The organism is Paracoccus cavernae, from assembly GCF_042430175.1.
Classification (GTDB): domain Bacteria; phylum Pseudomonadota; class Alphaproteobacteria; order Rhodobacterales; family Rhodobacteraceae; genus Paracoccus; species Paracoccus cavernae.
This window is the reverse complement of the sequence record NZ_JBHMDZ010000039.1, coordinates 1-25,508: the sequence shown is the minus strand read 5'-3', so window position 1 is coordinate 25,508 and position 25,508 is coordinate 1. Positions and strand designations below refer to the sequence as shown.

Below are 25,508 nucleotides of genomic sequence, written 5' to 3'. Positions count from 1 at the left end.
GCGGCGATGGGCACGGATACCAAGGGAAAACAAGAGCTTGATCCTGCTCTGGTCGCCCGCGCCCGTGTCTTCACCGACGAGGTCGCGCAATCGGTCTCGATCGGGGAAACCCAGCATGCGGTCGCATCCGGCCTGATCGCCGAAAGCGCGATCTCCGAGCTCGGCGCGGTCGTCGCCGGCCTCCACGAGGGCCGCGGCACTGCCGAGGTGACGCTGTTCGACGGCACCGGCGTCGGCCTGCAGGACCTCGCGGTCGCAAACAAGGTCCTCGAGATCGCCATCGAAAAAGGCATTGCCCAAAAGGTCGAAATCTGACCCGTCCGGCGCGCGGAACACCCCCCGCGCGCCGAAACCGTTCCGGGAGGGCGATCCGCTAATCCGCCCGATCTGCGAGAAAACCGTAAAGCTCAACCATTTTAAGCAAATTCTAGGCACAGCATTTTATATCTGTATAAAATTGCCCTGCCGCGCGCGCTTGCAAAAATTCCGCTCAAAGGTACTAACGGGAACAGCGGCCGAATTGTCCGCCGCCTGTTTTCACAGGGATCCTTCTTACCGCGGTTCCCGGCCCTCAGGGCTGGTGCTTCAACGGAGCGTCCCAGCATCAAGGACTGCTGCCCCCAGCGGGCCCAAGGAGGAATTTTCATGAAACGCGTGCTTATCCGCAATGCAGAATGCGTCGTCACCATGGACGGCACCCGCCGCGAGATCGCGGGCGGCGACGTCCTGATCGAGGGCGGGGTGATTTCCGCCGTTGGTGCGGGGCTGGTTGCCGAAGGGGCGGAGATCGTCGATGCGCGCGGCTGTGTCGTGACCCCCGGCCTGATCAACACCCATCACCACCTTTACCAGACGCTGACCCGCGCGGTTCCCGCCGCGCAAGATGCCGCGCTGTTCGGCTGGCTGCGCACGCTTTATCCGATCTGGGCGCGGATGACGCCCGACGATATCCGCGTCTCGACCAAGCTCGGCCTGTCCGAGTTGGCGCTTTCGGGCTGCACCTGTTCTTCGGACCACCTCTACCTCTTCCCGAACGGCTCGCGTCTCGACGACAGCATCGAGGCCGCGACCGAAGTCGGCATCCGCTTTCACGCGACGCGCGGCTCGATGTCGATCGGCGAAAGCAAGGGCGGTTTGCCGCCGGATTCCGTCGTCGAGGATGAAGCCTCGATCCTGCGCGACAGTGAACGTCTGGTCGATGCTTTCCATGATCCGAACGCGGGGGCTATGGTTCAGGTGGCGCTGGCGCCCTGCTCGCCCTTCTCGGTCAGCCGCGAGCTGATGCGCGATTCCGCGATTTTGGCGCGGGAAAAAGGCGTGCGCCTGCATACCCACCTGGCCGAAAACGATGAAGATATCGCCTATTCGCTGCAGAATTTCGGCATGCTTCCGGGCGATTACGCCGAAAGCCTCGGCTGGACCGGCGATGATGTCTGGCATGCCCATTGCGTCAAGCTTTCGCCGGGCGAGATCGACCTTTTTGCGCGCACCGGCACTGGTGTCGCCCATTGCCCCTGTTCGAATGCGAGGCTTGCGTCCGGCATCGCCCCCGTGCGTGCCATGCGCGATGCGGGCGTGCCGGTGGGCTTGGGTGTCGACGGCTCTGCCTCGAACGACAGCAGTCATCTCGGCCTCGAGGCGCGTCAGGCCATGCTGGTCGCGCGCCTGAAGGACGGCCCCTCGGCCATGACCGCGCGCGAGGCGCTGGAAATCGCGACGCTTGGCGGCGCGCGCGTTCTGGGGCGCAGCGCCGATCTCGGCTCTCTCGAGGCCGGAAAACGCGCGGATCTCGTGCTGTGGGACGTCTCCGAGATCGCGGGTGCGGGCAGCTGGGATCCCGTCGCCACCTTGATTTTCTGCGCGCCGATCCGTCCGCGCGCCGTCTATGTCGAGGGGCGCGCGGTTGTCGACGACTTCCGCATCCAGACCATCGACCCCGTTTCGTTGAACGAACAGGCCCGCGCCGCCGTCACCAGACTGGCCGCCGGCTGACCCATTTGCACTGAAAGGAAGACCAAATGTCGGGATATCTGACCACCCATGTTCTTGATACCGCCAGCGGCCAGCCCGCCCAAGGCATGCGCATCGAGCTTTACCGTCTGAACGGCGACAGCCGCGCGCTGATCGCCGAGACCGTCACCAATTCGGACGGCCGCACCGACAGCCACATCCTGCCCAAGGAAAGCTTCCAGACGGGCGAATACGAATTGGTTTTCCACGTCGGCGATTACCTCGACGCGCAGGGCAACAAGGGCGAAAGCCCGCGCTTTCTCAACGTCGTTCCCCTGCGTTTCGGCATGGCGGCAGAAGATCACTACCACGTTCCGCTGCTGGTCTCGCCCTATAGCTACTCGACCTATCGCGGCAGCTGATCGCCGTTATCGCGTCCGACAACCAGCAAGGCCCGCAGAGTTTCTGCGGGCCTTGTGCATTTTTGTCCGTGACGTGAAATATGGGATATTTGCGTCAATACCCTGATTTGATGCTGAAAAATCATCACCGAGGGTGTCCCATCCGCTTGGCGCGACGGCCCTTGGGTCGCGCGGCCGGTTTTGGCGGCCGCGCCCGGGATCAGTCCTGGAAGTAGCTGCGGGTCTCGCGCGCGGCGAAATCGGCAAAGAGGCGCAGCTTGGGATCCTGCAGGCGGCGATGCGGGGTCAGCATGCCGAATTGCGCCGGAACCGGCGTGTTTTGCGGCAAGAGCTCGACCAGACGGCCCGCAGCGATATGCTCGTTGACCTCGTAGCGCGGACGGTTGGCGATGCCTTCGCCTGCCAGCGCCCAATCGGTCAGGACATCGCCGTCATCGGCGTCGAAGCGGCCGTTCACCATCATCTTGACCGGGCCATCCTTGGCCTGAAGCAGCCAGAAATACTCCGGACTGCGCGGATAGCGCAGAAGCAGACAGTTGTGATTGGCGAGATCGGCCGGCGTCTCGGGCAGGCCATGTGCCGCGATATACTCGGGCGAGGCCACGAGCGCACGTTTGCAATCCGCGATCCGGCGCCATTTCAGCGCGGAATCCTTGGGCTCGCCCAGAAAGAAGGCGAGATCGATTCCGTCGGCGACAATATCGACGTTGCGGTCCGAAAGCCGCAGACGAACCTCGACACCGGGATAATCGGCGCAAAAGCGTGGAACCAGCGGCGCGATCATCCGCCGCCCCAGACCCAAAGGCGCGGTGATGCGGATCGTGCCGTGCGGCGTGCCGGAAAAGCCCGAGACCACCGCCTCGGCCTCGTCCAGAGATTCGATCACCCTTTGGGCGGAATCGTAAAAGGCCCGTCCGATCTCCGTCGGAACGAGCTTGCGTGTGGTGCGGTTGAGAAGCCGCACGCCGAAGCGTGTCTCGAGATCCTTGATGCGGTTCGAGGCCACAGCCGGAGACATGCGCAGATCGCGCCCCCCCGCCGTGATCGATCCGAGTTCGACCACGCGAACGAAGACTCTGAGACTTTCAAGATAGGGCATCTTTTACCCCTGCCGTTTTCAACATTTCATGGAAAGTCTTACGCTCATTCTATGATTTCGTAAACGCAATTTCGGAGTAATCTTGAAGGACCCAGCGAATAAGGCGAGGACGGAATGGGAAGCGAAATCAGATTTCTTCTGAACGGATCGGAAACGCGGCTGAGCGAGGTCGGCGGTTCGGATACGCTTCTTGACTTCCTGCGTCTGGATCGCCGGATGCACGGCACGAAAGAAGGTTGCGCCGAAGGTGACTGCGGCGCCTGTACGGTTCTGGTCGGGCGTCTCCACGAAGGAGCCCTGCGCTACGAGCCGGTCAATGCCTGCATCCGCTTTCTTGCCTCGTGCCACGGCTGCCATATCGTGACGATCGAACATCTGCGCGGCAAGGACGGCGGACTCCATCCCGTCCAGCAGGCCATGGTCGAGCAGCACGGCAGCCAATGCGGCTTTTGCACGCCCGGCTTCGTGATGGCGCTTTACGGGCTCTGGATGCAGAACCCCGATCCGAGCGTGGTCGAAATCGAGACCGCGCTTCAGGGCAACCTCTGCCGCTGCACCGGCTACGAGCCGATCGTGAAAGCGGCTCGGGCGGCGGCGCAAGCGGGCGGTCAGGCGATGGACGCGCTGTCGCTGGAACGCGATGCGGTCTCGGCCTGGCTCAAGGCGGTGGCACCCGCGCGGATCGAGGTTGCACGCGGCGACGACCGCGCCATCCTGCCGCGCGATGCGGCCGATCTCGCGCTCGTTTTGGCAGAGAATCCCAAAGCGACGATCGTCGCCGGTGCGACCGATGTCGGTCTTTGGGTTACGAAGATGCTCAAGCGCATCTCTCCTGCGGTGTTCATCGGCCACCTTCCTGACCTGAAGGGTATTTCGGTGACGGAGAACGAGGTGACGCTGGGAGCAGGCGTGACCTATTCCGAATTCGAGCCGGTGATCGAGGAGCATTTCCCGCAGGCTCTGGATTACTGGCGCCGGATCGCCGGTTGGCAGGTCCGCAATGCGGGCACGATCGGCGGCAATATCGCCAACGGCTCGCCCATCGGCGAGACCCCGCCCCTGCTGATCGCGCTCGGGGCCGAGGTGGTTTTGCAAAATACCGCTGGCATGCGTACCGTCGCGCTCGAGGATTTCTTTATCGAATACGGCAAGCAGGACCGCCAGCCCGGCGAATTCGTCGCGGCGATCCGCATTCCGCGCACCGGTGCCGACCGGATTGCGGCCTACAAGGTCTCGAAACGCCAGCATTCCGACATTACCGCCACGGCCGCCGCCTTCCGCGTCGTGACCGACGGACAGGTGATCTCGGATGCGCGCATTGCCTTTGGCGGCATGGCCGGCACTCCCAAACGAGCCGAGCGGGCCGAGGCCGCGCTGCGTGGCAAACCCTTCAGCCGCGAAAGTTTCGAGGCTGCGGCCGAGGCCGTGGGCGAGGATTTCCAGCCCCTCTCCGACTGGCGCGCCACCGCCGATTACCGCCGGCTTGTCGCCGCAAACCTGATCCGCCGCTTCTGGCTGGAGCAAACCGGCGAGGCGCATCGCCTCAGCCGCGCGCAATAAGAGGTCCATGATGAAACAAGACGTTCATATCAACGGCGCCGCGCATAGCTCCATCAAGCATGATTCCGCGGAGAAACACGTCACCGGTCGCGCGGAATATACCGACGACATCAACGAACCGACCGGCACCTTGCACGCGGCACTCGGCCTGTCGCAGATTGCCCACGGCAAGATCGCGTCGATGGATCTGTCGGCGGTGCGCGCAGCCCCCGGCGTGGTTGCGGTTCTGACGCCCGAGGATATTCCGGGCGAGAACGACGTGAGCCCGAACGGGCTTCACGATGATCCGATTTTCGCGCCCGGTCTGGTGCAGTTCTGGGGCCAGCCGGTTTTCGCGGTCGTGGCCGAGACCCGTACGCAGGCGCGCCATGCAGCCGCTTTGGCCAAGATCGAATACGAGGCCCTGCCCCATGCGCTTGACCCGATTGCGGCGCGCGATGCCGGCATGGGCTATGTCACGAAACCCCTGACCCTGCGCCGTGGCGAGGCGAAAGCCGCGCTGGCGAAAGCGCCGCGCAGGATCGCGGGACGGTTCGAGGTCGGCGGTCAGGACCATTTCTACCTCGAAGGCCAGATCGCGATGGCGATCCCCGGCGAGGATGACGAAGTGTCGATCCATGTCTCGACCCAGCACCCGTCCGAGGTCCAGCATATGGTCGCCCATGTGCTCAACGTGCCCTCGAATGCGGTCGTCGTGAACGTGCGCCGGATGGGTGGCGGCTTCGGCGGCAAAGAAACCCAGATGAACCTGTTTGCCTGCGTGGCTGCGATTGCCGCGAAAAAGCTGGGCCGCGCCGTCAAGATCCGCCCCGATCGCGACGACGACATGGAAGCGACCGGCAAGCGCCACGACTTCGTGATCGATTACGAGGTGGGCTTTGACGACACCGGCAAGATCCTTGCCGTCGAGGGCGATTTCTACGCGCGCTGCGGCTTCTCGGCGGATCTTTCGGGTCCGGTCACGGATCGCGCGCTGTTTCACGCCGACAACGCCTATTACTATCCCGATGTCGAGCTGCGCTCGCATCCGATGAAGACCAATACCGTCTCGAATACCGCGTTCCGCGGCTTCGGCGGCCCGCAGGGCGTGATCGCGGCCGAACGCATCGTCGAGGAAATCGCCTATGCATTGGGCAAGGACCCTCTCGAGATCCGCAAGGCCAACCTTTACGAGAACGGCCAGCTCACCCCCTATCATCAGGAGGTCGAGGACCAGATCCTGCCGCGCATCTTCGAGGAGCTCGAGGCCAGCGCCGATTATCAGGCGCGTCGTCAGGCGGTTCTGGACTGGAACGCCAAGGGCGGCGTGATCCGCAAGGGGATTGCGCTGACGCCGGTCAAATTCGGCATCAGCTTCACCGCGACCTGGTTCAACCAGGCGGGTGCCCTGATCCATATCTACAACGACGGCTCGCTGCATCTCAACCATGGCGGCACCGAAATGGGTCAAGGTCTCAACACCAAGATCGCGCAGGTCGTGGCCGAGGCGATGGGCGTCCATATCGAGCGCATCCGCATCACCAAGACCACGACCGAAAAGGTCCCGAACACCTCGGCTACCGCGGCATCTTCGGGAACCGACCTGAACGGCATGGCGGCGCTTGACGCCTGCAACCAGATCAAGGAACGCCTGATCCGCTTTGCCGCCGAGAAATACTCGGTCCACGAGGACGAGATCAGCATCGGCGAAACCGTGGTGATCGGGGACCAGACCCTGCCCTTCGCGAGCTTCATCCGCGAGGCCTATATGGCGCGGATCCAGCTGTCGGCAGCGGGGTTCTACAAGACGCCCAAGATCCACTGGAACCGTGACACCGGTCAGGGCCGCCCCTTCTTCTACTATGCCTATGGCGCTTCGGTGTCCGAGGTCTCCATCGATACGCTGACCGGCGAATATGTCATCGAGCGCGCCGATGTGATCCATGATGTCGGCCGCAGCCTCAATCCGATCCTAGACAAGGGTCAGGTGGAGGGCGCCTATATCCAGGGCGTGGGCTGGCTGACCTCCGAGGAGTTGTGGTGGGATGCCAAGGGCCGGCTGCGCACCCATGCGCCCTCGACCTACAAGATCCCGCTGGCCTCCGACCGCCCCAAGGTCTTCAACGTCGCGCTCGCCGATTGGTCGGTCAACCGCGAGAATACGATCAAACGCTCGAAAGCCGTCGGCGAGCCGCCTTTCATGCTGGGGATCTCGGTGCTCGAAGCGATCGGCATGGCGGTGGCCTCGGTCAATGATTACCGCGAATGCCCGCGCCTCGATGCCCCGGCCACGCCCGAGCGCGTGCTGATGGCGGTGGAGCGCCTGCGCAAATGATCCGCGTCACCATCAGCTCGGCGAAAGGCTCGACCCCGCGCGAGACAGGGGCCGAGATGATCGTGAAAACCCGTGGCACCACCGGCTCGATCGGTGGTGGCCAGCTCGAATATATGGCGATCGACAGGGCGCGGCAGATGCTCGCCCGCAACGAGATGCGGGCCGAGATGGACATCCCCCTCGGGCCCGAGATAGGCCAATGCTGCGGCGGACGCGTGATGCTTTCGCTCGAATGGATCGAGGCTATGCCGCCCGAGCCCGGCAAGCCCTTGGTCATGATCTTCGGCGCGGGCCATGTCGGGCGGGCCTTGGCGCGCGCGCTCAAGCTCATGCCGCTCGAGGTCTTGCTGCTCGACCAGCGCGTCGAAGAGCTGGCCCTCGCCCGCGATCTTCCGACCCGCCTCACCGCCCTGCCCGAGGCCGATCTGCGTCACGCCCCGCAAGGCACCTCCTACATCATTCTGACCCATGACCACGCGCTCGACTTCCTCCTCGCCGCCGAGGCGCTGCGCCGCAAGGACGCCCCCTATATCGGGCTGATCGGCAGCGCCACGAAACGCGCGCAATTCAACCGCTTCGCCCGCGATCAAGGCGTGGATCCCGCACCACTCGTCTGCCCGATCGGTGCCGGAACCTGCCACGACAAGCGCCCCGAAGTCATTGCCGCCCTGACCGCGGCCGAACTGATCACCCGCCTGACGGCTCCTGTTTCTCTGTCACAGAAATACCCATGAAACATCTCATCCGAGGCCGCACGCTCAGTTTTCACGCCGATCCGGTGACGACCGAACAGGCCTATACCTATCTCGAAGACGGCGCGATCATCACGGAAAACGGCAAGATCGCCGCCATCGGCACCTACGCGGATCTCGCCTCGCCCGAGATCCCCGAGACGGACCACCGTCCGCATCTGATCATCCCGGGCTTCATCGACCCCCATCTGCATTTCCCGCAGGTTCAGGTGATTGCGAGCTGGGGCGCGCAGCTGCTCGACTGGCTCAACACCTATACTTTCCCCGAAGAGGCGCGTTTCGCCGATCCCGACCATGCAAGTGCGATGGCGGGCCGCTTCCTCGATCTGCTTCTGGCGCATGGCACGACCTCGGCCGTGGCCTTCTGCTCCAGCCATGCCACCAGCGCGGATGCGCTTTTCACCGCATCCAGCGCACGCAATATGGCGATGATTGCGGGCAAGGTGATGATGGACCGCAACGCTTTGCCTGCGGTTCTCGACACGGCGCAATCGAGCTATGACGACAGCCGCCGCCTGATCGGTGACTGGCACGGCAAGGGCCGCCAGCTTTACGCGATCACGCCGCGTTTCGCGATCACTTCGACGCCCGCCCAGCTCGAGGCCGCCGGCGCTCTGGCCCGCGAACATCCCGATTGCCACATCCAGACCCATCTGTCGGAAAACCACGCAGAGATCGCCTTTACCCGCGAACTCTATCCGCAGGCACGCGATTATCTCGACATCTACGAGACATACGGGCTGCTCGGGCCGAAACTGCTGCTCGGCCATGCGATCCACCTCGAGGAGCGCGAGATCGCGCGCATGGCCGAGACCGGCAGCCGCGCGGTCTTCTGCCCGACCTCGAACCTCTTCCTCGGCTCGGGACTTTTCGATGCGGACGGACTGCGGGCTTCGGGCGTGGTCAGCGGCATCGCGACCGACATCGGCGGCGGCACCAGCTATTCGATGCTGCAGACGCTGAACGAGGGCTACAAGATCCTCCAACTGCGCAACCAGAAGCTCCACCCTTTCGCGGCCTTCCATTGGGCGACCCGCGGCAATGCCTTGGCGCTCGGCATGGCCGACCGGATCGGCACTCTGGACGCAGGCACCGACGCCGATTTCATCGTGCTGGACGCCCGTGCAACCCCGGCGATGTCCTTGCGGATGGAACGCGCCGAGACCCTCGCCGAAGAGCTCTTCATCCTCCAGATCCTCGGCGACGACCGCGCTGTCGCGCAGACCTATGTCGCGGGTCAGGCGATGCTGGGAAGGGATGGCTGATAGCTGACAAAGAAAGGATAACCTTGCGCAAAAAAACGCAATTGCTTGCGCAAGGCAGTCAATACCATTCTGCGCTGGAGCGGATAAAATATGGTTAGTTATTGAAACTAATAAATTTTCAGTGCCGGCGCGAATGTTTAGGTCAGAAGCGCTTTTACCTCGCTCCTGCGATAGATGCGTTGGCATCCAAGGACTGGGGCGATGCCTTGTTCGCGCAGTTGATGATCCAGCTGGTTCCAACCGACTGTTGCAGCTAAGGCAAGTTCGCGAAAGCTCATGAAATTCGCATGGAAAGATGCGACCTGCTCTGGGCTCAGCGTAATCCTATCCTTGCGTCCTATGTCTCGCTGCATAATCCTAGCGGGCGAATGGCCCTTTCTGAAAAAGCTCAGCATTTCGCTGAAAGCCAGACCAAGGGACTGCGCAAACACCTCTGCCGTAATCGCCCTCCCATCCAAGCCAGCGATATCTACGAAAATCGAGGCAAATCCCGAATGCTTCAAATGCCGCGCAATCCGTGGAAACCGACCTTCCCTGATCCTCCTAACGATCTCGTCTGCACCGCAAGCAAGATGATCTGCAGCACGTTCGATTGACATCAAATCGGGCGTCAACCGTCCGATGGGATGTGCACCAGTCAACAGCTCTTCGACAATTGCCTGTCCTGCGAGGGCACTCCATCCCGAGCCATCACCACTGCGGGCACGCTCAAGTAGACCACCATCCCGCAAAGAAGCAAATAGCTCGGGAGAAATGTGGAGCGCTGCACAGAATTGGCTGTCGGATACTTTCAGATTAAGTGCTATTTGAATCCGAGCGGCGGCCTCACGATCGAAGGTCACCCAATCGTCCGGCTTCAACTTGGAAATCTGTGGTTGTGCATCTGCGGCCGCCAAGCTTTGCTGAACCTTGTCGACATCCGCATTAAACAGGCGTGCTACGGCTCCAACCGAAACCAAGCGGCGGGACAATACCGGCTCGCCCAAAATCTCATCTCCGGGAGCGAGCGGCCAAGTTTGACGGATATGGTCGCGCAGAAGTTGTCGGAAAGGCCTGAGCTCGGACGACGGTGCACGTTCCGCCAGTAGCAGATAGAGCGGCCCAAAGATCTGCCGCTGTCCCGCAGTCGGCGAAAAACGCTCCTGATGGTCTGACAGAAAGTGTCGAATGGCATCCTGCCCTTGTCGCGCCAGTTCATATCCATGATCGGCGTGCTGGAGCACATTCTTGATTGTCGCATGTGTTGGCGTCTTTCCCGAACTGGCAATCAGACCGCCCAATGCATCGAAAAAGGCCGCAGTCGCTTGAAAGTCGAACCGATCGAACCAATGCTCCGGCTGCTTGTCGGCAGAAAGCCGGCGCCAAACCCAGCGATCGTAATCCGTTGTCGTCGCGCTTTGCGACATCCATGGAAAATGCTGGTTGTCATTGAAAAGCTCCTCCAGCCGACAGCTACTGTCATGCCGGTGGGCACGGTCGGGGGATCTCCAAAGGAACCCAATGGGCTGATCGTGTATCGGACAGCTCCGCACAAGTTCGAGCATCCATGTGCCGCGAATGATCCCATGACCTGCGCCACTCGATACGTCCTCAAGCAAGCAGTGCGAGCAGCCTCGAATCGATGAACTCCGAAACGCCTCACCCGAGAACTCTTGGCCAAAGAACCGCCACCTTCCCCGCGTGACCTCATGTGGCGTTGCCTGCCGCAATGCGCCCAAATCGGCACCTGATATCTCCGCGAGGCGCATCAAAGCTCGATCGTCTCCCGCCAACAATCCCAAAAGGGAAATCCCCATATCCGACAAGAATTCGCGGAAACTCACGGCGTTTCGCTTGGCAAGGCGGGACGCGAAGGAGAATGCAACCTCTCCGCAGACATACGGCACTGTTAGAGGAAGTATTGACATGACGATTGCGGCCTTCGATTTTCAACTGTCTCGCCCGCCTAGTCGCCCATTGATTGAACAAGGGCAACAAGAGTTCACCTAGAGATAGGGACTGCTTCGCGATGTCCATTAGACCACCGCCTTGCGCTGCAGGATCGCTGGCGGGAGGAGATCACCGTCCATCACGGCTTCGGTGAGGATGTTGAACGCCCTGCAGATGGCAGCATGCCGATCCGCAGGGCTCATATCGCGCAATTGTGGGAACGCTGCGCGCACCAAAGTTCGACCCAGAAGATCGCAAATTTCTGTTGCCGCCTGAAAATCGAATTGATCCAGCCAATGAGATCCCTGAAGTCCTTGAAGCCGCTGGGTGAGCCACAAATCGTAAGCGGCAGGCGCCACGCGTTCGGTGCTGTCGCAATTCGGAATTTGTTCCAGTTCAGCAAATCGTGGCACCGGGTCAAAACGCTGGCGCGGATCCGGGGTTGACCACAGCGTCACGAGCCAGGATCTGTGCTCGGGGCAAAGAAAGCACAATTCATATAGCCATTCGATGCGCAGTGACGGCAGCGGCCCGTATTGCATCGACAGAACATGAAGCAAGCGCGACCTGTGAGCATTGCGGAGCACCTGGAAAGCTGAGGGACAATGGCCGGGCATATCTGGTGACACTTTGCGATGCGTGCTCTGCCAAATATCTATGACGCGCTCGCGAGTGCGATCAATTCGGTAAAGAAGGCTTTGAATACCCTACGAAATAGGCCCGCAAACAATTGGGCCGGACGCTGGTCGAAGTCCGTATGACGAATACGAGATAAGCCGCAATCGTCCCAGTCAACAGATAGGATCAGCCATGACAGCGGATGACAACGCCGAGGAAAGCCTGCGCTTGGTCGAGGAGCATCTGACCAAAGCCATCAGGGATCCGCTCAGAGCGGAGCTGGATAGCGCGCCAATCTTGGATCCATGGTGGTTTGTTGTGGACACAGATGGCTATACCCTGTTGATCGGAAAGGTTTCGGGCCACCCTATTCTTCGTGGCCCGCTCAAGCGTAGCTGAGGCGGCAAGCGTAACGCCGTAGGCGGTGGTCACAGAGACCACTCTGGGAAAAACGACGGTGGCTGAGGCCTGCCGGAGCTTTGCTCTGTCTTCGCCCGAGATCGCGAGTTGGGTTGATGATACCCGCCGAGCCATGGCGAGCGCTCTACTGACGGAATCCGAATGTCGCCGGCAGAACTCTGCGCATGGGTCCTACATTCCTATTTCAGCGTCCTGCCATAAGTTGAGGCGAGTGCTTGGACGACCCTGTCCGCCATTCCGGCGCAGCGCTGACCATCGAAGGGAAAGACGGCGTCGAAGCCTCCACGAAGGTGCGCTTCAAGGTGCCGCCGGAGCTGATAGCGCGCCCGGAACAACCGCGTTCGCACGGTGATCGGGTTGATTTGCAGATCGGTTGCGATGGCGCGCGTGCTCAAGCCTTCTACCTCATGCAGGATAAACGGAAGCCGCAGATCGGCAGGGAGTGATGCAATGGCATCCTCCAGAAGGGCGCGTATCTGTCGGCGCCCCAACGCCGTTTCCGCAGTCTCGGTGCCGGGAAAGATCAGGATGTCATTCTTGTCGGAAGAGGCTTCATTCACGGTGTCATAGACCTTGTCTGGGCGGGGTCGCCGGAGTTGCATCCGCGCCGCATTAATGGTGATGCGCGTGATCCATGTCGCAAAGCTGGCCTCGCCGCGAAAGCTATCTAGGCGAGAAAAGGCCAGCAGATAAGCTTCCTGCACCACCTCTTCGGCCTCGGCATCCGAAGGCATGATTCCGCGCGCCACCCGAAACAGCCGAGGGTTCATGCGGCGGATCAGCTCGCGGATCGCCGTCTCGTCCTGATGGCGCGCCGCAGTCACCAGTTCCCAATCCGACACAGGGGCCGATACATTCGCGCGGGCATTCCGTTGGCTCATATCCCCTTCGCCTCGATCCGACCCGCATTGAGGATCACCTCAACCGAGGGGAAGGCAGCCAGCACCTCGGGCATCAGGTCTCCGCTCTCCGGGGACGGTCCCTGCCAGCCGGCGTCACCCGGATGACCGACAATGATCCTGCCGACCATCCCCGCCATTTCATGCGGCTGACAGCAATAATCGTAAACTCCGGGCACGGTCAGCGTGAGGGAAAAGCTTTGGCCGGGCAACAGAAAGTCGCTGTCCCAGGGCTTGGCCATTTCGGGAATCCTCAGGGGCCTGTCCAGAACTGAAGGATGATAGGCGGTGGCGGTGTGGCTGTTACCGGGATCGTCATTGACGAAGCGTAGTGGCGTTCCGGGCGCGATGGCCAATCCTTGCGGGGAAAACCAGACATGCTCGCCTCGTGCTGTGCCGCGCATGCTGATCACGACTTCGCCTCCGGCTGTGGCCATGGTTGCGAGGGCGGCAAGACCGCCCCCGAAAGCCAGAACGTCACGACGCGAATAGTTCATTTTGCCAGCCTGCTACGGGCGGTATCGTCATGAAATAAGACGACATGTGCATGGGGTTTCTCAACACCCGGATGACCCGCATTGTAATAGATATCGACGCTGCTGACCTCGGGCGCGCCCACCGCCAGCTTGTCGAAAGCCTTGCCCGCAACCAGATCGTCCAACGGCACCATATAGACGGTGGCCGACAGCTTCCCCTCATGGTCATAGGCTAGGAACGGGCCCGCAGGCAGGGTCGCGGGATCGATATAAAGCGTGCCCAGACCGGGGATGAAATCCGGCAAGGGCACAAGACTGCTGACCTTGGCAAAAGGGGCTGCCGGAGGAGCAGTCGTTTCCGCACTCCAAGCCATACCGGCGGCCAAAAGTGTCGTCACTGCAAAAAGAGTAGGTCCACGCATAGTATTCTCCTTTCAGATCGAGGCCGTTTTTCTTGGCCCATCACTGATTGGATGCAGGGTAGCGCGAAATGTTCCCGTTGATTTTACTTTTTGAGGCTTAGTCCGGATTTTCACCCTCTCGTTGGCGCAATCGGGTCAACTCGGTTCGCAGAACTTCAGCTTCGCTGTGATCGACATCCCGCGATGCCGTCAGAAGTGTCACGGGGCCCTTGCGACACCAGTCAAGGGCTGCTTCTACCGCAGCTTGGTTCTCCGCCAATTCGGCGAGGTAACGTCTTGTGAACTCGGGCCAAAGGGCTGCGTCATGATCATACCATTTCCGGAGCTCGGTCGAAGGTGCAAGATCACGCATCCATGCGCTGATCGGCAGATCGACCTTTGCGACGCCGCGCGGCCAGAGACGGTCCACTAACAGGTAAGCGCCATCCTCGGAACGGGGAGGCGGCAAATGGTAAACGCGTGCGACAGTGATCGGAAATATCGTCATGGCCTTCCCCTTCGATAAACGTAGCTCGCGCGAGGTAAAGGAACACACAAGCCAATGATCCTCCCAACTGAGGTGCGGTTCGTGAGACCGAAGCATACCAAGTCCGGCCGCGCTTCGGAAGCAAACGCGCTGGCCGCCCTCAGACGGCAGCCAGCGCAATCTGTTTTCAGCCACGAGAGCGGCAGACTGCCGCGCCCTACCTCAGGCTGCCAGCATCTCGTCGGCTGGGCCGAAGAATTCGTAGTGAATCCGATCGGACGGCACGCCCGCCAAGGACAAGGCCGCGACCGCTGCGCGCAAGAAGGGGCGTGGACCGCAGATGTAATAGTCCGACATCGCCGGCGAGCTATTCGCGAGCAGCCATTCGTCGGTGATCAGCCCAGACAAATCGTAGTCTTGCCCCGCGACCTCACCCGCCAGAGGCGTCTGATGGAAATCCGTAATCCGGACCGTCTCTGCCCGCGCGGCAAGCTGGCGGACGTGGTTGCGCATGGCATGGGTGTTGCGGTCATGCGTGCCGTGGATGTAATGAACCGGCTGGTTCGTGCCCTGCTCGACTAGCCACTCCAGCATCGCGACCATCGGCGTCAATCCGACGCCCCCGGAAAGCAGAACAACAGGTCTCTCGGGCAAGCGATCCAGATGGAATTCGCCGGCAGGCGCAGCAACCTTCAGAACGGTGCCCACGGGCTGGGCATGAAGCCAACGCGAAGCAAGGCCGAGAGGCTCGGCCTTGACCGAGATGCGATAACTCTCGCCGTTGGGCGCCGACGAGATCGAATAGTTGCGCTTGGCCGGAGCCTCGCCGGGGATCTCGAACGAGAAGCTCAGATATTGGCCCGGCCGGTGCCGCATCACGGGGCCGCCATCGACGGGCTTCAGGATGAAAGAGGTGATCACGCTGCTTTCGGGAATGACCTCGGCAATGCGGAAATCGCGCCAGCCGTTCCAGCCGCCCGTCGCATCGACCTGCTCGGTATAGATGCGCTTTTCGCGCGCGATCAGAATATCGGCCAAAAACCAATAGGCCTCCCCCCAAGCGGTCAGCACGGCGGACGTGGCCGCCTCGCCCAGAACCTGTTTGATCGCCTCCAAGAGCGCCTCGGCGACATGGGGATAATGCTCGGGCAGGATTTGAAGGCCGACATGTTTTTGCGCGATACGCTCGACCGCCGGTGCAAGCGCGCCGAGGTTCTCGATATTCGCGGCATAGGCGAGGATCGCGCCCGTCAGTGCGCGCGGCTGCGCATCACTGACGCCATGATTGGATTGATTGAAAAGATCACGGATCTCGGGATTGCGGAACATGCGCGCATACATCTCGTGAACGATCGCAAGACCGTTTTCCTGCAGGGCAGGCACGGTCGCGGAGACAATCGCAATGGTTTCGGCGCTCAGATTCTTCGGCATCGGATGATTCCTTCGCTGCATCGCCGCGCAGCCTCGGCGCGAGCGACTCAAATAGATGTATAGTGAATACATCTATTCGGCCTGAGCGAATGATGTAAAGTAGATATATCTTTCAGGAGCGCCCGATGCGGCTGACGCAATACACCGATTACGCCCTGCGCGTGCTGCTTTACCTTGCAAAGCATCCCGACAGGCTGTGCTCGATCCAGGAGATCGCAACCGCTTACGACATCTCGAAGAACCATCTGATGAAGATCATCAACGACCTCGTGCATGCAAATTATCTGGTCAGCGTGCGGGGGCGGAATGGCGGGATACGTTTGGCGCGCCCGCCCGAGGAAATCAACGTGGGCGCTCTAATCCGGCACACGGAGAACGACTTCGACCTCGTCGGTTGCGGTCGCTGCATCATTGCGCCGGCCTGTGGCATGACCTCGGTTCTCGACGAGGCCGTCGCTGCCTTCCTCGCGGTGCTCGAACGCTATAGTCTGGCAGATGCGCTGGCCCGCAAGGGAGATTTCCTGCCGCTGCTCAAAGTGGTCGGACCTTGAAAAGGCGGGGTGAAGGGCTCCGAGAGCGCCGCTTACAGGTCGGCCTGAAACAAGGCGAGCTCGACTGCTATGCGGGTTTTGATCAAGTAAACCTGTCGAAAACCGAACGAGGTGAGGCCGAGGCCACGAGCGAAACCTATCTGCAGCTGTGTCAGAACTGGGCATCGATCTTTGCGCCGCTGTCCGGTCGAGAATCTTTGCTCTCTCTTATGAAGCGGCATTGAGAGGCTCATTCCGATCCGAACCGGCAACAGTCATGAGATCAGCCTCGAAGGCCTGACACACGAGGTGTTCACTCCCCTCAGTCAGCGCGTCGAGACCGATGACACACGAGTGACCTGCGCCTCACGCGAAGTCGCTAAGAGTATAGCCCTGAATGTATAAAAGCGCAGTCAAATCACCATGATTGATGCGGATGTCGCATTGCGCGGCAACTGCCGGTTTGGCGTGTAGCGCCACACCTGATCCGGCGAGTGCCAGCATTCCCAGATCATTCGCGCCATCTCCGACCGCCATGACCTCCTCGGCCGTCAAGCCCAGTCGCGAAGACAAGTCGTGAAACGCGCAAACCTTCGCCTCGCCGCCGCGTATCGGATCCGCTGGCACACCTGTCAGCCGACCGTTCTCGCTCAAGAGCTCGTTGGCGCGATGTTCATTAAAGCCCAGAGCTTCGGCGACATAGCCGCTGAAGGCTGTGAAGCCACTCGAGACAAGCGCCGCATAGCCCCCATTTATCCGCATCGTTTTCAATAATGCCTGAGCGCCGGGCATAAAACTGATGCGCTCATCGATGACTTTTTGAATGGTTCCGACCGGCAGACCGCGGAGCAAGGCGATGCGTTGGGTCAGAGCGCTAGCGAAATTCAGCTCGCCATTCATCGCGCGCGTCGTAATCTCGGACACTTTTGCCCCGACCCCGGCAAAATCGGCCAGTTCGTCAATGCATTCCTGCTGGATCATGGTGGAATCCATATCGGCCAGCAGCAGTTTCTTTTTGCGGCCCGAGGCCTTTTGAACCACCAGGTCGGTGCTCTCGGATTGTAACTCATCCCAACGGGCCCAACGGTCTGCCGGCATCGATGCAAGATCGAACTCCACGGCAACATCGGGGGCAAGCCAGCGGATCTCGCTGCCTTCCCACTGCGTGCGCAAACGCTCTACGCTGGTTTCGGTCAGGTTGGCGCGCGTGGGATCAACGAGCAATGTGGCCGTGAACATGAAGTCTTCCTGAAATTGCGTTATTTAGGTGCCGCGCAGCGGAAATTGCGCCGGATCGCGGCAATCGTGACCGGACGGTCCCTGATCGGGGGCCACGGTGAATCTCCCGAGCCTGACGAAGATGAAGTCCCCGATCGGCAAGGCCGGTCGGGGACAGTCAGAGGCTCTCCAACCTCAACCTTGCTTTGTTAGGCGGGTTCCACCTGGCTCACGGCTTCGGCTTCGGCTTCGGCTTCGGCTTCGTTCAGAAAGTCCGGCGTCTTCTGCCATTGATCCAGCTTCCACGGGAACATGGCGGCAGGAAGTTCGATATTGCGATCGACATAGCCGTGGAAGTGGACTGTGGCATCCTCACCCTCGGCCATGATGACGGCGAATTGGGCCGCACCTTCGTAGCAAGCCTGCTGGCCCCTCATGCCTGTAAGGAAAGGCCCGACACGGTGCTGGTTGCCGCTGATGGAGACAACCGCATAGCCGCCCCAGCTACCCGCCGAGGTGATGTGGCAGTGGCCGGCGATGATCAGCGGGATCTCGACGCCGCTTGCCTTCAGGACGGCAAGCAGCGCCTCGGGGCGCGCAAGGCTGTAGCGATCAACCGGCATATGCAAACGTTGCGGATTGTGGTGCAGCACCAGAATGGCCTTTTGATGCGTCGCACGCGCAACCGCCAGTTCACCGGCCAGCCAGTCGAGACGGGTCTGGCACAAGACGCCCTCGACATGGCCCGGCTCGGAGCTGTCGAGCATGATCACACGGGTCTCGCCGATTTCGCGCACGCCCTGGACGAAACCATTGGCATCAACCATCTGGTCGCGGCCATGCGCAAGATAGACATCGCGGTCGTCGTGGTTGCCCAGCAACACGCATTGCGGCATATCCAGACGGCTGCGCATGTCTTCGAACAGACGATAGGCAGCGGGATCGGCCTCATCGGCGATATCACCGGCGAAGATGCACAGATCGGCGTCGCCATAAAGACGGGCTGCATCACCAAGTGCCTTGGCGAAACGCTCGGCCGTATCCAGCCCGTATTGCACGGTGCCTGCGGCGCCCAGATGCAGGTCGCTCATGACGATGATTTTTGTTGGTTTTGACATATCAGGTCCTTTTGAAGTCATGCCTGATCAACCCGGTCGCGCAGCCAGTCTCCGATCAGCGAAACCGACAGGGTTGCAAGCAAGATAATGAAACCGGGGATCAGCGCCAGCCAAGGGGCATTGTAGATGTGATTGCGCCCCTGCCCCATCAGCACACCAAGACTGGTGTCTGGCGGCTGGATGCCGATGCCCAGAAAATTCAGCGAGGTTTCCGCCAGAATGGTCGCCGGAAAGTTCAGCGACATATTGACCAGAAGAATGCCCATCGCGTTGGGAAGAATGTGCAGCAGATAGATCCGCCATGCCGGTGTGCCGGTCACGGTCAGGGCCTGAACGAAAGTGGCCTCCTTGGCGGAAAGCGCGACCGAACGGGCAAGCCGGGTGTAACGCTCCCAGCCATAGATGCACATGATGACGATGAAGAGCCCCATGTTCGCATCGGGCAGCACCGCGAGCAAGGCAAGGGCGAGGACCAGAAACGGCATGGTGGCCTGAAAATCGACCAAAACGCCAATGGCGTCATCGACGATGCCTCCCGCCCATGCCGCAATCAGACCCAGCGCCGTGCCGATGATCGCCCCGCCGATGGTGCCGACAAAAGCGATCAGAAAGCTGACCTGCACCGCACGCAGCAAAAGCGAGAGCACGTCTCGCCCCAGATTGTCCGTGCCAAGCGGATGCGTCCAATCACCACCCATCAGGACAGGCGGCGCAAAGCGGTTGAGCAAGTCGGTCGTTGCTATGTCATAGGGCATCAACCATCGCGCAAAAAATGCGCAGATAACCAAAAGCAGGGTGAAGATGACCGAGGTCTTGATCAAGAATGGCATGGTGGACCAGACAGATCGCGACGCGGGAGCCGGCATATCCTGAACCAAAGACATCAGGCGGCCCTCCGCTTGGCATCGCGCAGTCGCGGGTCGATCCCGAGATAGCACAGATCAACAGCAAGATTGGTGACGATCATCGTCACGCCGATCAGCAAGATGGTGCATTGCACGACCGCAAAATCTCGGGCTCCGACGCTTTCGACCAAAAGCCTGCCCGTCCCCGGCCAGGAAAAGACATTCTCGGTCACGACACCGCCGCCGATCAGGCTTCCGACGAACAGGCCGGTGATGGTCAGCAAGGGCAGCGCGGCATTGGGCAGAACATGGGCGATCAGCAGTTTGACTTGCGAGAAACCGCTGGCCTTGGCGGTCTCGACCATCGGATGGTCAAGCACCTCGATCATCGCCGAACGGGTAAAGCGCGAAAAAATCGCGGCCTCGGCAATCGCCATTGTGAACATCGGCATGAGATAGGAGCGCCAGTCGACAATGCCCGACGGCGGCAGCCAGCCCAACTTGACCGAAAAAAGATAGATCAGCAGGACACCGATCAGGAAGTTCGGAATCGCAAACCCGATGATCGACAAAAGCGTGATGCCGCGATCCCAGATCGTGCCGCGTGTATAGGCGGCCCAGATCCCCAGCGGCACGCCAAGTGCCAGCGCCAGCAAGGTCGTCGGGATCATCAGCGCCAGTGTTGCAGGCACGCGCGACAACACGAGATCCAGCGCCGGCTCGTTGGTGCGGTAGGACAGGCCGAGATCGAACTGCAAGACATTGCCGAGATAGATCAGGAATTGCTGCCAGAGCGGCGCATTCAGCCCCCATTTTTCGCGAAAAGCCGAAATCGCATCGGGGCCGGCATCGGGTCCGAGAATTTGCAAGGCGGGGTCGGCGCTGATCTTGAGCGCAAAGAAGGTGAAAGAAATCAGCAAGAGCAGCGTCAGAAGCGCGCGGCCCATTCGTCCGAGAATCCAGCGGGTCATGACGCAAAGACCAGTTCCGGCCGCGCCCTCTGCGGCAATTGTGGCAGAGCCGCCAAAAGCGCACGGGTATAGGCCTGCTTGGGTGCCCGCCAGACCTCCTCGACCGGTCCGGTTTCCACGACTTTGCCGTGCTGCATCACCAGAACGCGGTCGCAAAGGTGGCGGATCACCGAAAGGTCATGGCTGATGAACAGAATGGCGATCTTCTGCGTCGAGCGGATTTCCAGAAGGGTGTTCAGAATGCGCGCCTGGACCGAGACATCAAGCGCCGAAACGCTTTCGTCGCAAATCAGGATCTGTGGCGACAAGGCCAGCGCGCGGGCGATCGTGGCGCGTTGGCGCTGCCCGCCCGACAGATTGCCCGGGCGGCGCAGATGATGCGCGGGCTCCAGCCCTGCGCGCAGCAACGCCTCTGATGCCAAACGATGGCGCTCGGCGCGCGCGCCGATACGGTGCACGTCCAAAGGCTCGCGCACCTGCGACAGGATATGGCGCGAGGGGTCAAGAGCGCCGCGCGGGTCTTGAAAGATATATTGCATCTGCCGCCGGTCCGCGCGACTGGCCCGGTGCCAGTCCATCGGTGAACCGTTGATGCAAATCTCGCCCGCGCTTGGCGAAACCAGTCCGATTGCCGCTTTGGCCAGGGTCGATTTCCCCGAACCAGATTCGCCGACAATTCCCAAGATTTCATTGGCATGCAGGTCTAGGCTGATGTCGTCGACCACGCGAAAGCGGCTGCAGTCGGGGCTCATATAATCGACCGATATATTGCGCAGCGACAAAACAGGGGTGTGCTTGCGCTCAATGCGCGGCGCGGCGGGTAATGCGGCAACGGCCCGTCCTGCCTCGAGGTCCTTAAGCGTCGGCAGGCGCTGCCCCCGGTTCGCCTCGGTCGGGATCGCGGCGATCATGCTTTGCGTATAGGCCGCGCGGGGCGCGCTAAGAACATCAGCGGTCCGGCCGATTTCCTCGACCTTCCCGCGCTGCATGACCAGCACCCTGTCGCAAAACTCGGACACGACCCCCAGATCATGGGTGATGAACAAGATGCTCATCCCAGTCTGACGCGCCCTCTCGCGCAAAAGCGCCAGAATGCCCGCCTGAATGGTCACATCCAGCGCCGTCGTCGGTTCATCCGCGATCAACAGGCGCGGCTGCGAGATCATCGCACAGGCGATCATGATGCGCTGGCACTGCCCGCCCGATAGCTGATGGGGATAGCGCGTCAGGATCGAGGAAGGATCGGCAAAGCCGACCTCGGCAAGCGCCGTGATCGCGCCCGCCTCGTCCAGTCCGCGCAACGCGAATTGTCGGCGAATACGCATCAAAGGGTCGAGCGCGCTCATCGGATCCTGAAAGATCATCGAGATCCGGCCGCCCCTGAGATCCTCAAGCGCCTTTGGGTCCGAGAGGTCATAGGTTTTCCCGTCGAAGCTCAGGCGCCCGCTTGCCGTTGCGCTGCTCGGAAGAAGCCCGGTCAGGGCACGGCAGGACACGGTTTTTCCTGAACCGGATTCCCCGACTATGCCGAGAATTTCACCGCGCCCGAGGCCGAATTCCATCTGCTCGACCACATTATTGCCCGCAAATGAAACCGAGAGCTGCGCAACTTCCATCAGGGGGTCACCGATTGCGGCGACCCCCTGATGAATTCTGTCGAAGACGCTCATTTGAACTGGATGCCCGTGGTCGTCAGATCGAGATAGTTCGTCGGCAAGGCATTCATCGTCAGCCGCTGGTCATTGACGCCGAAAAACTGTGTCAAAAGATGAAGCGCCGAGCCATGCGGATTGCTGTCGAACCGGTCCAGCATCTCGCCGAAAACCGCACGCCGTTCGGTCATGTCCATGCTGGTCGAAAGCGTTTCGCCCAGACGGGCCTGATCGGCATCGACGGTGAAATATTTCGCCGCAGCCCAGCTCGAGTTGCTGCCGTAACGGCGCCAGAACTGGCCCATCGGATCGGGGTAATAGGCAGTGAAAGAGGCGTTGAAGATTGCGCGATCAGGCGTATCCTCATCGATCTGGGCCCAGGTTTCCTTGACATCGAGCTGCACATTCAGCCCGACCGCCGACCACATCGCCTGAAGGATCTGCGCTGTCTCGATCTCATTGGTGTAATAGGCGTTCATCGTGCGATAGGAAATCCGCTCGCCCTGATAGCCCGCGTCCTTCAAAAGCGCCTTGGCCTTTTCGGGATCAAAGCTCGGGGTCGGACGATCGGCCAGATACATCTCGCCAAAGGATTTCATCTGCCAACCGTTGGGCACTTCGGACGTGCCGCTGTAAAGTGCCTTGACGATCATCTCGCGGTCGATGGCCAGATCCAGCGCCTGACGGATACGGGGATCGCTCAGCACGGAATCGGTGCTGTCATAGACAACGCCGCGAATGTTCTCGACCGCGCCACCGACGACGGCCGTGTTGGGGGCCTGTTCGATCTGCTGGAAATTGTCGGGGTTGATTTCGGTCACAATGTCGAACTGCCCCGACATCAGCCCCGCAAGGCGGGTCGAGACTTCGGGCACGACAGTGAAGGTCACTTTGTCGGCGGCGGCAGTTTTGCCCTGCCAATAGGTCTCATTGGCCTCAAGGACAACATTTTCGCCCAGATTGAAGGCCGAAAGTCGATAAGGACCGGTGCCGACGGGGTTCTTGGCGAAAGCCTCTGGCGAGCCTGCCTCGTCAAAGCCCTTTTTCGAGACGATCTGCGAGGGGTAATTGGCAAAACGCTGCACGATCAACGCATCGGGCTGGCGCATGTGGATGCGCACGGTCAAAGGATCAACGATCTCGACCTGTTCAATACCGCCCAGGAAGGGTTTCGACAGAACGGCGCCCGAAGCACCCGTATCCTGGCCCGTGCGCAGGTCCGAAAAAGTAAAGGCCACGTCTTTGGCATCAAAACCGTCACCGTTGTGGAAGCTCACACCGTCCCGCAATTTGAACTCGATGGTTTGCGGGTCGATGACCGTCCATTCGGTGGCAAGGCCGGGCTTAAGTTTGCCGCCATCACGATAGTCTGTGATGATCAAGGTGTCGAAGAGCGACAGCATGATGCGCTCGTTGACGTTCGAATTGTCATAGGGCGGATCAAGCACATCCGGAATATCCTGAACAGCAATGGTCAGATCAGCCGCAAAGGCCGAGGTTGAGAGCAACAAGCCGGCAAGAACGGGGGCGAAAGTATGACGAAGCACGGAATCTAAGGCCTTCTTCAAGTGTTTCGACTTGATTAGGGGGCGTTGATGACGGTTCGCTGTGCGTTTTGTGTTATTTTGGTAAAAATGCTTCGAGTTTCCCATACTTTCGATAGATCTGGGGAGGTATATTGTTGATTTCCGTCAAAAAGTGCGCGGACAAACTTGGGTTTTTTCTCAAGACGAGGCCCAAGCGAAGAGGGCTGGCCTTGAACCGCGCCGATTTTGCCGGAAGCTGGTTTCGGTGAATTGCGCGGCCATGACTTCAGTTGCCAGAGCGTCGCGTAAAAGTTGGCCTCTGCTTCGGCTGGTCGGATGTTCCCGATCGGTTCGAGCAGGCGGTGGTTGTTAAACCAGTCCACCCATTCGAGCGTGGCATATTCCACCGCTTCGAATCTGCGCCAAGGCCCGCTCTGAACCACACCGAGTTTGCCGGAGGCTCCAACTCTTGAGTAGGATGGAGCATCATGAGTAAGACGACGAACAAGTTTTCCCCGGAAGTGCGCGAGCGTGCGGTGCGGCTGGTTCTTGACAATGAGGGCCAGCACGGATCGCGCTGGCAGGCCATTGTGTCGATTGCCGCGAAGATCGGCTGTTCGGCCAACACGCTTAACGATTGGGTCAAGAAGGCCGAGGTCGACAGCGGCCGGCGTGCGGGCGTCTCGGCCGATATGGCCGCGAAGCTGAAGGCCCTGGAGCGCGAGAACCGCGAACTGCGGCAAGCCAATGAGATCCTGCGCAAGGCGAGCGCGTATTTTGCCTTGGCGGAGCTCGACCGCCGGTCGAAGTGATGGTGTCGTTCATCGATGCGCATCGAGGGGTGCATGGGGTCGAGCCGATCTGCAGCGTGTTGCCGATCGTCCCTTCCACCTACTACAACCATCTGGCGCAGCGGGCCGACCCGGCGCAGCAGTCTGATCGGGCCCGCCGTGACGATGCGCTGCGCCCCGAGATCCTGCGGGTGTTCGAGGAGAACTATCGGGTCTATGGCGTGCGCAAGGTCTGGCGGCAGCTGCGCCGCGAAGGTTTCGACATCGCGCGTTGCTCGGTCGGGAGATTGATGAACGGGCTGGGGATCCAAGGGATTATCCGTGGCAAGCCACACAGGACGACGATCCCGGACAGATCGGCACCACGTCCGCTGGACAAGGTGAACCGCCAGTTCCGCGTGCCTGCGCCGAACATGCTGTGGGTCAGCGACTTCACCTATGTCGCCACCTGGAAGGGCTTTGCTTATGTGGCCTTCGTTATTGATGCATATGCCCGCAAGATTGTGGGCTGGCGCGTCAGCACCTCGGCGCATGCAGGCTTCGTTCTCGATGCCCTGGAGCAGGCCGTGCACGACTGGCGGCCCGCCAAGGGCATGGGGCTAATTCATCATTCGGACCGCGGCTCGCAATATCTGAGCATTCACTACAGCGAACGGCTGGCGGAAGCGGGCATCGAGCCATCGGTCGGCAGTGTCGGCGACAGCTATGACAATGCACTGGCCGAGACGATCAATGGGCTGTTCAAGGCCGAGGTCAGCATGATCCGATCCTTGCGCCCGGTCTCACGTCTGGCGATCTCGGCAGGCGAATGGCCCTTCCTGAAAAAGCTCAGCA

Annotated in this window: 23 protein-coding genes, 2 pseudogenes and 1 other annotated feature; of the genes and pseudogenes, 10 read left to right on the top strand and 15 right to left on the bottom strand. The window is 60.7% G+C overall.

The genetic code is table 11. The annotated features are described in order from the left end of the window. The 3 genes and pseudogenes from ACFFUC_RS13285 to uraH form a co-directional block, all read left to right on the top strand. A pseudogene (locus ACFFUC_RS13285) lies at positions 1 to 315 on the top strand (ornithine cyclodeaminase family protein); the annotation flags it as partial. Between the two features lie 330 nt (positions 316 to 645). Further along, positions 646 to 1,992, top strand: coding sequence for an 8-oxoguanine deaminase (locus ACFFUC_RS13280; protein WP_377686956.1), 1,347 nt, complete (start codon positions 646 to 648; stop codon positions 1,990 to 1,992). Between the two features lie 26 nt (positions 1,993 to 2,018). Then, positions 2,019 to 2,372, top strand: coding sequence for a hydroxyisourate hydrolase (gene uraH, locus ACFFUC_RS13275; protein WP_377686953.1), 354 nt, complete (start codon positions 2,019 to 2,021; stop codon positions 2,370 to 2,372). Positions 2,373 to 2,571: 199 nt separating this feature from the next. Here the strand turns inward: uraH and ACFFUC_RS13270 are convergent, their stop codons facing one another. Further along, positions 2,572 to 3,471 (bottom strand): LysR family transcriptional regulator, encoded by a 900-nt coding sequence (locus tag ACFFUC_RS13270; RefSeq protein ID WP_377686951.1) that lies wholly within the window; start codon positions 3,469 to 3,471, stop codon positions 2,572 to 2,574. A 114-nt stretch (positions 3,472 to 3,585) separates the two neighbouring features. Here ACFFUC_RS13270 and xdhA point away from each other — a divergent pair, with 114 nt between their 5' ends. From xdhA to guaD, 4 genes are read left to right on the top strand one after another with little or no spacing between them, the layout of a single operon-like run. Then, complete coding sequence (gene xdhA / locus ACFFUC_RS13265) at positions 3,586 to 5,031, top strand: xanthine dehydrogenase small subunit (protein WP_377686948.1); 1,446 nt, start codon at positions 3,586 to 3,588, stop codon at positions 5,029 to 5,031. Positions 5,032 to 5,041: 10 nt separating this feature from the next. Beyond that, positions 5,042 to 7,345 carry a xanthine dehydrogenase molybdopterin binding subunit gene (xdhB, locus tag ACFFUC_RS13260; RefSeq protein WP_377686946.1) on the top strand — a complete coding sequence of 768 codons (2,304 nt, stop codon included), beginning with the start codon at positions 5,042 to 5,044 and terminating at the stop codon, positions 7,343 to 7,345. Continuing rightward, entirely contained in the window at positions 7,342 to 8,079 is a 738-nt protein-coding gene (xdhC, locus tag ACFFUC_RS13255) for a xanthine dehydrogenase accessory protein XdhC (RefSeq protein ID WP_377686944.1), read from the top strand. The genes xdhB and xdhC overlap by 4 nt, the downstream gene beginning before the upstream one ends. Next, positions 8,076 to 9,362 carry a guanine deaminase gene (gene guaD, locus ACFFUC_RS13250; RefSeq protein ID WP_377686941.1) on the top strand — a complete coding sequence of 429 codons (1,287 nt, stop codon included), beginning with the start codon at positions 8,076 to 8,078 and terminating at the stop codon, positions 9,360 to 9,362. The genes xdhC and guaD overlap by 4 nt, the downstream gene beginning before the upstream one ends. A gap of 137 nt (positions 9,363 to 9,499) precedes the next feature. On the opposite strand, the gene ACFFUC_RS13245 is transcribed toward guaD, so the two are convergent. After that, entirely contained in the window at positions 9,500 to 11,269 is a 1,770-nt protein-coding gene (locus tag ACFFUC_RS13245) for a TniQ family protein (protein ID WP_377686939.1), read from the bottom strand. Between the two features lie 108 nt (positions 11,270 to 11,377). Next, positions 11,378 to 11,851, bottom strand: a complete 474-nt coding sequence (locus tag ACFFUC_RS13240; protein ID WP_377686937.1) for a hypothetical protein — start codon at positions 11,849 to 11,851, stop codon at positions 11,378 to 11,380. A gap of 250 nt (positions 11,852 to 12,101) precedes the next feature. Here ACFFUC_RS13240 and ACFFUC_RS13235 point away from each other — a divergent pair, with 250 nt between their 5' ends. Then, positions 12,102 to 12,308, top strand: a complete 207-nt coding sequence (locus ACFFUC_RS13235; RefSeq protein WP_377686935.1) for a hypothetical protein — start codon at positions 12,102 to 12,104, stop codon at positions 12,306 to 12,308. 200 nt (positions 12,309 to 12,508) lie between these two features. Here the strand turns inward: ACFFUC_RS13235 and ACFFUC_RS13230 are convergent, their stop codons facing one another. The 5 genes from ACFFUC_RS13230 to hmpA all read right to left on the bottom strand — a co-directional run bounded on the left by ACFFUC_RS13230 (position 12,509) and on the right by hmpA (position 16,023). Next, on the bottom strand, positions 12,509 to 13,210 hold the full coding sequence (locus ACFFUC_RS13230) for an RNA polymerase sigma factor (RefSeq protein ID WP_377686933.1): 702 nt from the start codon (positions 13,208 to 13,210) through the stop codon (positions 12,509 to 12,511). Then, a complete protein-coding gene (locus ACFFUC_RS13225; RefSeq protein WP_377686958.1) occupies positions 13,207 to 13,632 on the bottom strand; it encodes a cupredoxin domain-containing protein in 426 nt (141 codons plus the stop codon). The genes ACFFUC_RS13230 and ACFFUC_RS13225 overlap by 4 nt, the downstream gene beginning before the upstream one ends. A gap of 89 nt (positions 13,633 to 13,721) precedes the next feature. After that, entirely contained in the window at positions 13,722 to 14,126 is a 405-nt protein-coding gene (locus ACFFUC_RS13220; RefSeq protein WP_377686931.1) for a hypothetical protein, read from the bottom strand. Between the two features lie 97 nt (positions 14,127 to 14,223). Further along, complete coding sequence (locus tag ACFFUC_RS13215; RefSeq protein ID WP_377686930.1) at positions 14,224 to 14,613, bottom strand: DUF488 domain-containing protein; 390 nt, start codon at positions 14,611 to 14,613, stop codon at positions 14,224 to 14,226. 201 nt (positions 14,614 to 14,814) lie between these two features. Continuing rightward, positions 14,815 to 16,023, bottom strand: a complete 1,209-nt coding sequence (gene hmpA, locus ACFFUC_RS13210) for an NO-inducible flavohemoprotein (protein ID WP_377686928.1) — start codon at positions 16,021 to 16,023, stop codon at positions 14,815 to 14,817. 125 nt (positions 16,024 to 16,148) lie between these two features. Between hmpA and ACFFUC_RS13205 the strand changes: the two genes are divergently transcribed. Then, complete coding sequence (locus ACFFUC_RS13205; RefSeq protein ID WP_377686923.1) at positions 16,149 to 16,574, top strand: RrF2 family transcriptional regulator; 426 nt, start codon at positions 16,149 to 16,151, stop codon at positions 16,572 to 16,574. A 345-nt stretch (positions 16,575 to 16,919) separates the two neighbouring features. Here the strand turns inward: ACFFUC_RS13205 and serB are convergent, their stop codons facing one another. The 7 genes and pseudogenes from serB to ACFFUC_RS13170 form a co-directional block, all read right to left on the bottom strand. Continuing rightward, positions 16,920 to 17,792, bottom strand: a complete 873-nt coding sequence (serB, locus tag ACFFUC_RS13200; RefSeq protein ID WP_377686921.1) for a phosphoserine phosphatase SerB — start codon at positions 17,790 to 17,792, stop codon at positions 16,920 to 16,922. A 188-nt stretch (positions 17,793 to 17,980) separates the two neighbouring features. Continuing rightward, the gene (locus ACFFUC_RS13195; RefSeq protein WP_377686919.1) at positions 17,981 to 18,889 is read right to left on the bottom strand and encodes a metallophosphoesterase; all 909 of its coding nucleotides are present in this window, start codon (positions 18,887 to 18,889) and stop codon (positions 17,981 to 17,983) included. A 17-nt stretch (positions 18,890 to 18,906) separates the two neighbouring features. After that, positions 18,907 to 19,719 carry an ABC transporter permease gene (locus ACFFUC_RS13190; RefSeq protein WP_377686917.1) on the bottom strand — a complete coding sequence of 271 codons (813 nt, stop codon included), beginning with the start codon at positions 19,717 to 19,719 and terminating at the stop codon, positions 18,907 to 18,909. A 53-nt stretch (positions 19,720 to 19,772) separates the two neighbouring features. Further along, positions 19,773 to 20,705 carry an ABC transporter permease gene (locus tag ACFFUC_RS13185; RefSeq protein WP_377686916.1) on the bottom strand — a complete coding sequence of 311 codons (933 nt, stop codon included), beginning with the start codon at positions 20,703 to 20,705 and terminating at the stop codon, positions 19,773 to 19,775. Continuing rightward, a complete protein-coding gene (gene nikE / locus ACFFUC_RS13180) occupies positions 20,702 to 22,321 on the bottom strand; it encodes a nickel ABC transporter ATP-binding protein NikE (protein WP_377686914.1) in 1,620 nt (539 codons plus the stop codon). The genes ACFFUC_RS13185 and nikE overlap by 4 nt, the downstream gene beginning before the upstream one ends. 50 nt (positions 22,322 to 22,371) lie before the next feature. After that, positions 22,372 to 23,904 carry an ABC transporter substrate-binding protein gene (locus ACFFUC_RS13175; protein WP_377686911.1) on the bottom strand — a complete coding sequence of 511 codons (1,533 nt, stop codon included), beginning with the start codon at positions 23,902 to 23,904 and terminating at the stop codon, positions 22,372 to 22,374. A gap of 275 nt (positions 23,905 to 24,179) precedes the next feature. Next, a pseudogene (locus tag ACFFUC_RS13170) lies at positions 24,180 to 24,314 on the bottom strand (IS3 family transposase); the annotation flags it as partial. Between the two features lie 57 nt (positions 24,315 to 24,371). Between ACFFUC_RS13170 and ACFFUC_RS13165 the strand changes: the two are divergent. Continuing rightward, positions 24,372 to 25,508, top strand: a protein-coding gene (locus ACFFUC_RS13165; RefSeq protein ID WP_377686909.1) for an IS3 family transposase whose coding sequence is annotated in 2 segments (ribosomal slippage) — positions 24,372 to 24,660 and positions 24,660 to 25,508 — 1,138 coding nt annotated over the 2 segments. Because the reading frame shifts where the segments join, the coding sequence is not laid out codon by codon here. This gene is flagged as partial in the annotation. After that, positions 24,653 to 24,769 (top strand) — a sequence feature (AL1L pseudoknot). It overlaps the preceding gene by 117 nt.

What these genes read in the sequence shown, in the direction of transcription:
- ACFFUC_RS13270 (WP_377686951.1), bottom strand. Translation starts at nt 3,471, where the DNA reads ATGCCCTATCTTGAAAGTCTCAGAGTCTTCGTTCGCGTGGTCGAACTC.
- ACFFUC_RS13280 (WP_377686956.1), top strand. Translation starts at nt 646, where the DNA reads ATGAAACGCGTGCTTATCCGCAATGCAGAATGCGTCGTCACCATGGAC.
- xdhA (WP_377686948.1), top strand. Translation starts at nt 3,586, where the DNA reads ATGGGAAGCGAAATCAGATTTCTTCTGAACGGATCGGAAACGCGGCTG.
- ACFFUC_RS13225 (WP_377686958.1), bottom strand. Translation starts at nt 13,632, where the DNA reads ATGCGCGGCACAGCACGAGGCGAGCATGTCTGGTTTTCCCCGCAAGGA.
- ACFFUC_RS13195 (WP_377686919.1), bottom strand. Translation starts at nt 18,889, where the DNA reads ATGTCAAAACCAACAAAAATCATCGTCATGAGCGACCTGCATCTGGGC.
- guaD (WP_377686941.1), top strand. Translation starts at nt 8,076, where the DNA reads ATGAAACATCTCATCCGAGGCCGCACGCTCAGTTTTCACGCCGATCCG.
- hmpA (WP_377686928.1), bottom strand. Translation starts at nt 16,023, where the DNA reads ATGCCGAAGAATCTGAGCGCCGAAACCATTGCGATTGTCTCCGCGACC.
- nikE (WP_377686914.1), bottom strand. Translation starts at nt 22,321, where the DNA reads ATGGAAGTTGCGCAGCTCTCGGTTTCATTTGCGGGCAATAATGTGGTC.
- serB (WP_377686921.1), bottom strand. Translation starts at nt 17,792, where the DNA reads ATGTTCACGGCCACATTGCTCGTTGATCCCACGCGCGCCAACCTGACC.
- ACFFUC_RS13245 (WP_377686939.1), bottom strand. Translation starts at nt 11,269, where the DNA reads ATGTCAATACTTCCTCTAACAGTGCCGTATGTCTGCGGAGAGGTTGCA.
- ACFFUC_RS13205 (WP_377686923.1), top strand. Translation starts at nt 16,149, where the DNA reads ATGCGGCTGACGCAATACACCGATTACGCCCTGCGCGTGCTGCTTTAC.
- ACFFUC_RS13185 (WP_377686916.1), bottom strand. Translation starts at nt 20,705, where the DNA reads ATGACCCGCTGGATTCTCGGACGAATGGGCCGCGCGCTTCTGACGCTG.
- ACFFUC_RS13220 (WP_377686931.1), bottom strand. Translation starts at nt 14,126, where the DNA reads ATGCGTGGACCTACTCTTTTTGCAGTGACGACACTTTTGGCCGCCGGT.
- uraH (WP_377686953.1), top strand. Translation starts at nt 2,019, where the DNA reads ATGTCGGGATATCTGACCACCCATGTTCTTGATACCGCCAGCGGCCAG.
- xdhC (WP_377686944.1), top strand. Translation starts at nt 7,342, where the DNA reads ATGATCCGCGTCACCATCAGCTCGGCGAAAGGCTCGACCCCGCGCGAG.
- ACFFUC_RS13230 (WP_377686933.1), bottom strand. Translation starts at nt 13,210, where the DNA reads ATGAGCCAACGGAATGCCCGCGCGAATGTATCGGCCCCTGTGTCGGAT.
- ACFFUC_RS13235 (WP_377686935.1), top strand. Translation starts at nt 12,102, where the DNA reads ATGACAGCGGATGACAACGCCGAGGAAAGCCTGCGCTTGGTCGAGGAG.
- ACFFUC_RS13215 (WP_377686930.1), bottom strand. Translation starts at nt 14,613, where the DNA reads ATGACGATATTTCCGATCACTGTCGCACGCGTTTACCATTTGCCGCCT.
- xdhB (WP_377686946.1), top strand. Translation starts at nt 5,042, where the DNA reads ATGAAACAAGACGTTCATATCAACGGCGCCGCGCATAGCTCCATCAAG.
- ACFFUC_RS13190 (WP_377686917.1), bottom strand. Translation starts at nt 19,719, where the DNA reads ATGCCATTCTTGATCAAGACCTCGGTCATCTTCACCCTGCTTTTGGTT.